This is a genomic window from Aeromonas sp. HMWF017 (assembly GCF_003061465.1).
GTDB classification, from domain to species: Bacteria; Pseudomonadota; Gammaproteobacteria; order Enterobacterales; family Aeromonadaceae; genus Aeromonas; species Aeromonas veronii.
In genome coordinates, this window is sequence record NZ_QAJD01000091.1 from 5,251 (window position 1) to 14,883 (window position 9,633).

The window sequence follows — 9,633 nt, forward strand, 5'->3', positions numbered from 1 at the left end:
CATGGCACGGGGTAACAGGAAGTTGATGGTGGCGGCTACCAGAAAGGCAACCAGATAGAAGGAAAAGCGTCTCAGTATGAATCCCATGATAGTACCTTTTACTGCAAGTCTGCCCCGCGTCGGGTATAGCTACCCCAACCCCGGCAAAGTCGGGCAAGAAGGGGATTAACGGGGAAGATGGCCCCCCGCAGGGGGCCGGGATTGTTTAGCTGTTTGGCTTGAGGGACAACACGTGCAGCAGACGCTCAGGGGTGTCCGGGTGGAGCTGAGGTTTGGCTACCGGGTTATCAGCACTGAACCAGCCGTTGAAGCGCTTGGTGCTGTACTCGTACCAGGTCGGGTTGTTGAAGACCGGAATGATGGTCTGGTTGGCACCAACACGATCCTGGATGGCGAACATGATCTCCTTCTGCTTGGCCGCATCGGCGGTCTGGGTGAAGTCATCGATCAGCTTGTCGAGCTCGGGGTCCTTGTAACGGGGCGCGGCGAAGCGGTTGCCACGGTCACCCATGTTGCGGGAGTGGAACGCGGTCTCGAAGTACTTGTGCGGGTTGGCACCGGCAAAGTAACCCTGCAGGGCGACGTCGAAGTCACCGGTGATCAGGTTCTCGGTCCAGACGGTCGCTTCCGGGGTGGCGGTCTTGGCGTTCAGGCCCAGCGCCTGCAGCCCTTCTACACCAATTTGTACTGTGTTGACCCAGTCGGTCCAGCCGTTCGGTACCAGTACCTTGAACTCGATCTTTTTGCAGCTCGGGGTGTCGAGGAACTTGTCGCCGTCACAATCCTTGTAGCCTGCCTCTTTCAGCAGGGCCTTGGCCCCTTCCAGATCGAACTTGTTGTACTTGCCGTACTTCTTGTCCACTTCCGGGTTGTTCCAGGAGTCAAAGGCTTTGCCCAGACCTGACGGGTACTCGTTGACGGTGGGGTAGCCGTAGCCCGCGATATCCACCATGGACTGGCGGTCCATCGCCATGGAGAAGGCGCGGCGGAAGTTGATGTCGTTGAAGGCTTCGTTATTGCCCGGGTTCTTGGTCTGGAAGTTGACGTTGAACGCCACGGTACCGGAGGCCGGGAACCAGTATTTGTTGTTCTTCGGATCGTTGCCGACGTAGAGGCGCTCGATATCCGGTACGAAGGAGCCGAACCAGTCGATGTCACCTTTCATGACAGCCGCCAGCACCTGGTCGTTGGTGGCCATCTGCGGCATACGCAGACAGTCGATAGCGAGGTTGGCGTTATCCCAGTAGTGCGGGTTGCGGCACTGGGTATAGAGCTGGGCGGAGAAGTTGTCCACTTCGGTGAAGGGGCCTGTACCAACCGGCTTGTCGTTGGTGAAGGCAACCGGATCTTTCACCGATTTCCACTGATGCTCCGGCACGATAGGTACCAGCACCAGATCATTCACCACGTTGGTGTTGACCTCGGTCAGGTCGAATTTGACCTTGTTGGGGGCCAGCTTCTCGACGCTCTTGATTTGGGTCCAGATTGAGCGCTCATCCAGCGCCTTGTTGGCCTTGACCAGATTGAAGGAGAAGATGATGTCATCGGCATCAAAGGCTTCGCCGTCAGACCACTTCACGCCGTCACGCAGATCGAAGGTGACGGATTTCAGGTCATCGCTGAACGCATAGTTGGTGGCCAGACGATAGACGGGTTTGCCCCCTTGCATATCGTTGAAGATCACCAGCGGCTCATAGATGAAGTGACGGGTGGTGTGCAGCAAGCCCGCTTGCAGGAAGGGGTTGAAGTTCTTGACCCAGGCGGTTTCCTGCTGTGCGACCATGGTCAGCACGGTTTTGTTTTCTGCGGCCATGGCGTTACCGGCGGCACCGGCAAGCATCATGGTTCCCAGCATTACAGCGGTAGAGATTTTGGATACTTTGGCAAGCATATGTTTTCCTTTCTTATTTTTTGGCATTCCCGAGGGTTCGCCTTGTTTTGTGTGAGCACCGGTTTCGCATGCTGATGAAATCGGCCCTCTGTGTTGGTCAGGTGTCTAACCTTTGTCGTTCTGTTTTCCAACGCACTAAGCAAACCAGAATTAACAGGAAAACAACAACTATTGATTTCGTTGTTTTCGTAAAAATTGACGGTGTTACGTCAATCTCGTCAAAATGCTTTTTTATCTTTTTAGAATCATTGATTTGCGTTATTTACTCTCGCGTAGAAAGTGGCTGTGAAAATGGCGTATATGACAAATTTGTGAATTGGATCTGCTCTCGGTTTCGGAGTTGTGCGGGGCTTTGTTTTGTGCAAAAAGAAACCAGATTGCCAATTGTGATCCGGCGCCCGTTTAGGGCGCCGGATCACGGCTTGCGGTTGGCGAGTTGACGCAGGGTCTGTGCGCTGTGCTGCAACTGTTGGCGCTGGTGGTCATTGAGCGGACAGTGGCCCAGCACATACTCGGTGGTGGCCACTACCGTCTTCCAGCGTGGCGACTTGGGCAGGGTGTCCAGACTCAGGTATTTGTCGAGGGTACGGGTCTGCGGGCTGGATCTGTCCATATAGACCCGCCACAGCTTGCTCTTCTCCGCCAGCACGATTTTGCCCTTGCCGGTCCCCTGCTGCCAGGCATCCAGGGTGAGCTGCATGGTCTCTACCAGCGCACGGCGCAGCGGCTCGTCATCCTGCTGGCGAATAAGGTCGTCGGCCAGCGAACGGAACTCGCCACCCAGGCGGCTCAGCTCGCCCAGCAGCTGTTCATCTTCGATGATGGCTTGCCGCGAGAGGTTCTTGAGGGCGTTCTCCAGCGCCATTACCCGGTTCTCATCCTGACGCAGCTCGGTACTCAGAGTGAGGGCGAAAGCGGCCTGTCCTCCGAGCGTGATAGGCAGAGCGCGGGCGTTGAGTACATCTTTTTGCTCGGCCACCAGAAATTCCAGATTGTGTTCCCGCTCGCTGGCAAGGTCGGGCCACTGCTGTTGCAGCGGAGTGGCGAGCCACTCATTGAGGGGCTGCCCCTCCATGGCTTCCGGCTCCTGTCCCAGCAGGCGCGCCAGCACCCGGGAGGCAAACAGCACTATGCCTTGCTCGTCGATAAAGATCATGGGGTCAGCCCCTTCGCCGAGCAGGGCCAGCAGGCGCTGCTGATCCTGATGCAGTCGCTCCTGCAGGGTGAGGCGATGTTCGATCTCCTGCTTCAATAGCCGGTTCTCTACCAGCGAGGCGCGTCCGGCCTTGGCTTCCAGCAGTGCCTTGACCCGGGCAAACAGCTCTTCCTTGCAGAAGGGTTTGACCAGATAGTCGTTGGCACCGGCCCCGAAGCCCTCCTCGATATCCTTGGGCTGGTTGAGGGCGGTGAGCAGCAGCACCGGCAGCATATCTTTCGGGTGTTGCTGGCGCAGGCGACGGCAGACGTCAAAACCGGAAAGGGTCGGCATCATCACATCGAGCAGGATGAGGTCCACCTGCTCCTCGGCCAGCTTGGCCAGCGCATCGTGGCCGTCACTGCTGGGCAGGATGCGGTAGCCGCAGGGTTGCAACAGATGGCGCAGGATGTGCAGGTTTATGGGCTCGTCATCCACCACCAGAATGAGCGGCGCATCCTCGGGGGGAGGGGGCAGATCGTCGCTCTCCCAATCAGGCAGGATCAGCGGTTGCTGGCGCACCAGCTGATGCTCGATCTGGCGGCTGCCCTGAGTCAGATTGGCCGCTTTGCCGGTGGCAAGGGGCAGGGTAAAGGCGAAGGTAGAGCCAACGCTCGGCTCGCTCTCGACAAACAGCTCGCCCCCCATCAGGTGCACCAGCTGGCGGGTGATGGAGAGACCAAGGCCGGCCCCCTGCTTGCTTACCTCCGGGCTCATCTGCACCAGCGGCTCGAAGATGTGCTCCAGATGATCGGGGGCGATGCCGATGCCGGTGTCGGTGACCTTGATGCGCAGGAAGTTGTTCTCGACGATGGCACTGAGCACCACCTTGCCCTGCGGCGTGTACTTGATGGCGTTGCCCACCAGGTTGTAGAGCACCTGTTCGAGCCGTTGCTCGTCGGCCAGCACCGGCGGCAGTTCGGCCGGGCTGATATCCACCAGAGTGAGGGGTTTGGCCTGTACCAGATGCTGGCAGAGATCCAGCACCAGCCGGATCACCCCTTTTGATGAGACGGGCTGGGAGTGGATCTCCAGCTGGCCGTAGCGCATCTGGTGGTAGTCCAGCAGATCGTCCACCAGACGGGCCAGACCGTCGGCGCTCTTGATGATGAGGCCGAGCTGTTTTTGCTGCCCTTCGGTCAAATCCTGCTGGCTGGCGAGCATCGACTCGGCCATCCCCTTGATGCCGTGAATGGGGGTACGCAGCTCGTGGGAGGTGTTGGCCAGCAGTTCATCCTTGAGCTTGTCTGCCTGCTGCAAGCTGAGGTTCTGCTTGTGGGTCAGCTTGACCTGCTGTTGCAGCTCCTGGGTCTGCTGTTCGATCAGTTCGATCTTGTCCTTCACAGAGCGCTGCATATGGCGAAACGCCTCGGCCAGCCGGTCGATATCATCGCCGGTGCGCTCGATGGCGATGGGGTGATCCAGCGCGCCGTCGGCCACCTGCTCGGCTGCTTCGGTCAGGGATCGCAGCGGCGCCGTGATGGAGTGGGAGAGCCAGCGGGAGAAGAGGATCAGCAGCAGCACCGAGCCGGCACCCAGCACAATCACCAGAGTTTCCAGCTGGCGGATCGGGGCATAGGCTTCCCGGGTGGAGATCTCGGCAATAAAGGCCCACTCGGTATCGAACACCTTCACCTGGGTGTAGGCGGCCAGCACCTCGTCATCCTGATAGGAGTGGAACAGCCCGACCCCCTGCTCGCCGGAGAGCGTCTTGGTGATGAGGGGGGTTTGCAGCGGCCGGAAATTGGGGCTGAAGCTGTTCTCGACGCTGAACTCCGGTGCCAGCCAGGCATCGGCGCGCATCCGCTTGTCGGGGCCGATCAAGATGGTTTCGCCGGTCTCTCCCAGCCCCTCCCGCTCCGCCATGATCTGGTTGAGCTTGTCCGGCAGCAGTTCGAAAATCACCACACCGCGCACATAGTCGTACTGCATCACGGGCGCCGCCATGTAGGCGACCACCTGCCCGGTCAGCTCGTTGCGGCCAAAATCGGTGAATTCGAAGATCTGCTGCGGCTTCTGGCCGCCATCAAGGCGGCGTTTGATCTTGGCGAAGGTCTGGCCCAAGCCACTGCCCTGGTAGGGGCCGGAGAGCAGATTGGTGGCAAAGTTAGGGTGCTTGGTGACCGAATAGACCACATCACCGTTGAGGTCCACCAGAAAGATGTCGCTGTAGTTGGACTTGCGCACCATGTCGGCATAGCCGCGATGAAAGCGCTGGTGCACCCGGCCATACATCTCGTCGGCGAGGATCAGCGCCGTGATGGAGGGTTCGATCTCTACTTGGCTGTCCGGTTTGCGCAGTTGATCCCAGGAACCGGGCAGATAGCGGGCCTGAGCGCGGCTGCGGGCCTCCTGCGGTGTGGTGCCCAACTTCTCGAAGGCGCCGGTAAAGCCATAGAAACGGCCGATACTGTTGCCGGCAAAATCCTGCTGGGAGAAGTTGATGAGCTGCTCTTTGAGGTTGTTGAAGTAATCCTCGAGCTGACTCTTCTTGATATTACGAACGGAGACCAGATGGTTGGAGGTCTGGGTGGTGAGATCCTTGCCGTGGCTGTATAGGAAGAAGAGGGTGATGACCAAAAAGGGCACCATGCCCAACATGAAAAAAGCCAGCATTAACTGCGGCCTGAGCCCACGAAGCGTGAAGATCCATTTCATCTTGTGATTTTCAATTGAGAATCCGGTTATTAAGCCGCTCAAGTCTCGAACGAAAGCGTAATCATTTCAACGACTTTATCCCAAATTCGCTTGGTGGGTCACAGCTGGCTGGAGAAAAATGCAGCAAGGCGTTTAAACCCTGAGCAAACAGTTTGCATCAGGGCTTAAATTGCGAAAAAGGGGTTGTGCTGGCGCTCGTGGTACGTATAATGCGCCTCGTTGTCAGGCAACTGGCACGAAAGCAGTAACGCGGGAATAGCTCAGTTGGTAGAGCACGACCTTGCCAAGGTCGGGGTCGCGAGTTCGAGTCTCGTTTCCCGCTCCAATTTTCCATCGCACCAACGATGGAACTCACTTTCAAGACAATCAGTCTTGTCAGCATGGCGCGTTAGCAAAGCGGTTATGCAGCGGATTGCAAATCCGTTTAGTCCGGTTCGACTCCGGAACGTGCCTCCATATTCTCTCTGTTTATCTCAATCATCACTCTTCGAGTCTGATCCTCGGTCAGTATCCTTGCTGTACCAGTAACTGTTCGCAGCCAGCCTGTTTCCACTCGCGCTCGAGATAGTGGCTCACATCCGCCATGTTTTGCCCCCGATATTGAAACTGCACCTCGGCACTGTGCTGGTTGAGATCCGCAATCCGTTGCTTCAGTGTGCCGCATTGCCACAGGCTGACGGTGGGCACACCCCGTTCGGCCAGCACGATGGCATCTTCCCGATTCAGTTGCCACTCCTCCAGTTGTGCCCGTGTCAGGGCAACCATCAGCACCAGCAGTGCCACTTCTGGCAGTTTCATGCGTGTCTCCCTACTGCATGTTTTCCCCCTGATAACTGTGGCAAAGCGCACGATTTTCGCAAGTTTGTTAACTGTTGGTTAATAACGTAACCCGTTTTCAGTATTTCCCGTTTTTCACCATTTTTTTATAAAAAAATGCGTTGGTGATGTAGTAATCCTACATGGAGTGGGGTAATCTTTGCTCAGTGGTCTTACCAGTAAGGAGTTACATCATGTTTCATCCCTTTTCCCTGACTCAGATTATTCTTCGTCGCATTTATGTATTGCTGGTGGGCATTCTGGCTTTCCCCGTGATGCTGTTTCGCAGCGATCGTGCCCGCTTCTACAGCTATCTGCACCGGATCTGGAATAAAACCAGCACCAAACCGGTGTGGCTCAAAATGAGCGAGCGTGGCGAGCGGATCTTCTACTAAACCCCATTCGCACCATGTGCAAAAAGAGACAGCCAAAGCTGTCTCTTTTTTTATCTGTTTGCCGCAACTCCTGGCTCCCAACACCACTCCGATTGTTTATTTCTTGTTTCTTTAAAGTTACATCCAGACCTGCCTGTTGGCGGGGCTTTTTTATGTCTGAAGCATCTTTTTTGATGGAAGCAGTGAAGAAGATTAACGGGATGAAAGCACCATATGGCACTTTCCTCGTTCATTAATGGGTGGTCGTCGAGAAATTTTCAATGATGAAATAGCTGTTTAAAATCAATTGATTGAGTGTTTGCTTTTGGGTTTTTTAACTCTTTTTGTGTTTTTTTTGAAAGGGAATATCCCGTTTGCCGGTTCTATTGCAGGTACCCGGTTGCGACAAATCGGGGATATCAGCAACATCCAACGACATCAAAAGGAACATGAACATGAATGTTAAAAAAAGCACTGCTATCGCCTCCGCCATGACCGGTCTGCTGGCGCTGGGCGCCCAATTTATCGCGGCACCAGCCATGGCTGCCGATGAAAAGGAGAAGTGCTACGGCGTGGTCAAGGCCAGCAAAAATGACTGTGCGACCAAGAGCAGCTCCTGCGCCGGTACTGCCAAGGAAGATGCTCAGGGTGATGCCTTTGTGGTGATGCCCAAAGGGCTGTGCGAGAAGCTGGTCGGCGGTTCGCTGCAACCCAAGTAAGAGACATCGGGCAGGGGATGGCCAATGGGTCGCCCCCTGCATCTTCTCTGGTTGGCGAAAGCGAGTCTTGCGATGAACCCTTTGATTGGTATCGGATTACGCACTCCCCATTACGACGAGATCCGGCAAACCCTGCCGGCAGTCGGTTGGCTGGAGGTGCATAGTGAAAATTACTTCGAACGGCACAGCCAGGGTTTTCAGGTGCTCGCCGAACTGGCGCAACACTACCCCGTCAGTCTTCACGGCGTTGGCATGTCCCTTGGTTCTGCCGACCCGCTCGATCCGCACCATCTGCAGCAGTTGTCGACACTGGCCGCGGCGATCAAACCGGTACGGATCTCCGAACATCTCAGCTGGGGCAGCATTGGCGGGCGTTACTTCAACGATCTGCTGCCGGTGCCCTATACCCGAGCCTCCCTGCGCAACATGAGCGACAAGATCCAGCAGGTACAACAGACTCTGGGTTGCCGCATGCTGATTGAAAATCCCTCCTCTTATCTGCAACTGGCCGGAGAGATGAGCGAGTGGGAATTTCTGGCCGAGCTGCAGCAGCGCAGCGGGTGCGGCATCCTGCTCGACCTCAACAATCTCTATGTCAGTGCCTTCAATCACGGTTTCTCTTGCGATGAGTATCTGGCGGCGATCGATCTCGCCACCGTCGGGGAGATCCATCTGGCCGGTTATACCGAGAAGCTGCTGTCGGAAGGTTCCCTCTATATCGATACCCACAGCGCCCCTGTGGTGGAGCCGGTCTGGGAACTCTATCGCCAGATCTGCCGCAAGCAGGCCATTCCCACCCTGATTGAGTGGGATCTCGAGATCCCGCCGCTGCCGGTCTTGCTGGCAGAGGCGGCGCAGGCCAGCGCCATTCTGGATGAGGCGTGCGCCATGAGTGCACCACGGGAGGTGGCCCATGGCTGAACTGGCACAGTTGCAACAGCACTTTGCCGAGGGTCTGCTGGGGGCGCCTGACGCCATTTCCCCTCACATCAGCTCCCGGCTCTTTTCTGCCGAGTCAGTGCTGCAGGTCTATCGCAACCACTTCATCCTGAGCCTTGGCGAGGTGCTGGCGATCAGTTATCCCGCCGTCAAGGCTATGGTCGGGGATGACTTTTTTGCAGCGGCGGCCCGTGGCTTCGTATTGGCCGAGCCGCTCAGGGAAGGGAGCGTCATGCACTATGGCGTCGGATTTGGCCAATGGCTGGCCCGCTTGCCAACTACAACCGGACTGCCCTGGCTGGAGGCGCTGGCTCAGTTCGAATGGCAGCTTGAGCGTGCCAGTCTGCTGCCGCTGGAATCACGCTGCTGGCCAGCCGAGCGTCTGGCCGCATTATCGCCGCAACAATGGGAGCGGCTGCGACTCTTGCCAGCCACTGATCTGCTGCTGGTTGCCAGCGATTATCCGGTGCTGGCCCTGTGGCAGATGGCGCTGCACGGTGGAGAAGCGGTGGAGGTGCTTGATGCCCCCGTCTGGTTGGCATTGAAGAAACAGCCGGATTGCCGGGTTGCCCCCTTGCCCCTGACGGCTGGTGAGTGGGCGCTGCTACAGGGATGTCTCGCTGGTACGGCGCTGGTCGATCTGCTTGCGGCCGACCCTGCGGCCAGTGAACATCTCACTCGCCTGATAACCCTTGGTCTGCTGGTGGATATGGAGATAATGCCATGATGGCAAACAAATGGCTGGCGCTGGCCAGCTCAAGTGGTGATTTGCCGCGCTGGATCAGCGCTGGTGTGCTGTTGCTGGCGCGGCTGTGGGTCGCCTCGGTTTTTATCACTTCAGGCTGGCTCAAGCTGACGGCGTGGGATTCCACCCTCTATCTGTTTGAATCCGAGTATCAGGTGCCCCTGCTGCCCTGGTTGTGGGCTGCTTATCTGGGTACGGCGACCGAGCTGCTGTTGCCGCTCTTCCTGCTGGCGGGGCTTTTTACTCGCCCGGCCGCCTTGCTGCTGTTTGGCTTCAATATCATGGCGGTGATCTCC

8 protein-coding genes and 2 tRNA genes are annotated in these 9,633 nt (G+C 57.1%); 7 read left to right on the plus strand and 3 right to left on the minus strand.

Features of this window, described 5'->3' with window-relative positions; genetic code table 11:
* Positions 1 to 205 precede the first annotated feature (205 nt).
* Both DBR30_RS08610 and DBR30_RS08615 read right to left on the minus strand, forming a co-directional pair.
* Positions 206 to 1,891 carry an ABC transporter substrate-binding protein gene (locus DBR30_RS08610; RefSeq protein ID WP_005362139.1) on the minus strand — a complete coding sequence of 562 codons (1,686 nt, stop codon included), beginning with the start codon at positions 1,889 to 1,891 and terminating at the stop codon, positions 206 to 208.
* Positions 1,892 to 2,306: 415 nt separating this feature from the next.
* Complete coding sequence (locus DBR30_RS08615) at positions 2,307 to 5,744, minus strand: ATP-binding protein (RefSeq protein ID WP_181363529.1); 3,438 nt, start codon at positions 5,742 to 5,744, stop codon at positions 2,307 to 2,309.
* A 249-nt stretch (positions 5,745 to 5,993) separates the two neighbouring features.
* Between DBR30_RS08615 and DBR30_RS08620 the strand changes: the two genes are divergently transcribed.
* Positions 5,994 to 6,069 (plus strand) — tRNA-Gly (locus DBR30_RS08620).
* Positions 6,070 to 6,126: 57 nt separating this feature from the next.
* Positions 6,127 to 6,200: transfer RNA gene (locus tag DBR30_RS08625), tRNA-Cys, on the plus strand.
* 48 nt (positions 6,201 to 6,248) lie between these two features.
* Here DBR30_RS08625 and DBR30_RS08630 read toward each other — a convergent pair.
* Positions 6,249 to 6,542, minus strand: coding sequence for a hypothetical protein (locus DBR30_RS08630; protein ID WP_005347702.1), 294 nt, complete (start codon positions 6,540 to 6,542; stop codon positions 6,249 to 6,251).
* 212 nt (positions 6,543 to 6,754) lie between these two features.
* Between DBR30_RS08630 and DBR30_RS08635 the strand changes: the two genes are divergently transcribed.
* The 5 genes from DBR30_RS08635 to DBR30_RS08655 form a co-directional block, all read left to right on the plus strand.
* A complete protein-coding gene (locus tag DBR30_RS08635; RefSeq protein ID WP_005334863.1) occupies positions 6,755 to 6,955 on the plus strand; it encodes a YbfA family protein in 201 nt (66 codons plus the stop codon).
* Between the two features lie 434 nt (positions 6,956 to 7,389).
* The gene (locus tag DBR30_RS08640; RefSeq protein ID WP_005334862.1) at positions 7,390 to 7,653 is read left to right on the plus strand and encodes a BufA1 family periplasmic bufferin-type metallophore; all 264 of its coding nucleotides are present in this window, start codon (positions 7,390 to 7,392) and stop codon (positions 7,651 to 7,653) included.
* Between the two features lie 72 nt (positions 7,654 to 7,725).
* On the plus strand, positions 7,726 to 8,574 hold the full coding sequence (bufB, locus tag DBR30_RS08645) for an MNIO family bufferin maturase (RefSeq protein WP_108541862.1): 849 nt from the start codon (positions 7,726 to 7,728) through the stop codon (positions 8,572 to 8,574).
* A complete protein-coding gene (locus DBR30_RS08650) occupies positions 8,567 to 9,319 on the plus strand; it encodes an HvfC/BufC N-terminal domain-containing protein (protein ID WP_019446718.1) in 753 nt (250 codons plus the stop codon). Before bufB ends, DBR30_RS08650 begins: the two co-directional genes overlap by 8 nt.
* A partial coding sequence (locus DBR30_RS08655) for a DoxX family protein (RefSeq protein ID WP_258224365.1) occupies positions 9,316 to 9,633 on the plus strand: 318 nt, incomplete at its 3' end. The genes DBR30_RS08650 and DBR30_RS08655, both read left to right, overlap by 4 nt.

Bases quoted from the DNA above. Each gene is read 5' to 3' on its own strand.
- DBR30_RS08630 (WP_005347702.1), bottom strand. From the start codon at position 6,542: ATGAAACTGCCAGAAGTGGCACTGCTGGTGCTGATGGTTGCCCTGACA.
- DBR30_RS08650 (WP_019446718.1), top strand. From the start codon at position 8,567: ATGGCTGAACTGGCACAGTTGCAACAGCACTTTGCCGAGGGTCTGCTG.
- DBR30_RS08635 (WP_005334863.1), top strand. From the start codon at position 6,755: ATGTTTCATCCCTTTTCCCTGACTCAGATTATTCTTCGTCGCATTTAT.
- DBR30_RS08610 (WP_005362139.1), bottom strand. From the start codon at position 1,891: ATGCTTGCCAAAGTATCCAAAATCTCTACCGCTGTAATGCTGGGAACC.
- bufB (WP_108541862.1), top strand. From the start codon at position 7,726: ATGAACCCTTTGATTGGTATCGGATTACGCACTCCCCATTACGACGAG.
- DBR30_RS08640 (WP_005334862.1), top strand. From the start codon at position 7,390: ATGAATGTTAAAAAAAGCACTGCTATCGCCTCCGCCATGACCGGTCTG.
- DBR30_RS08615 (WP_181363529.1), bottom strand. From the start codon at position 5,744: ATGAAATGGATCTTCACGCTTCGTGGGCTCAGGCCGCAGTTAATGCTG.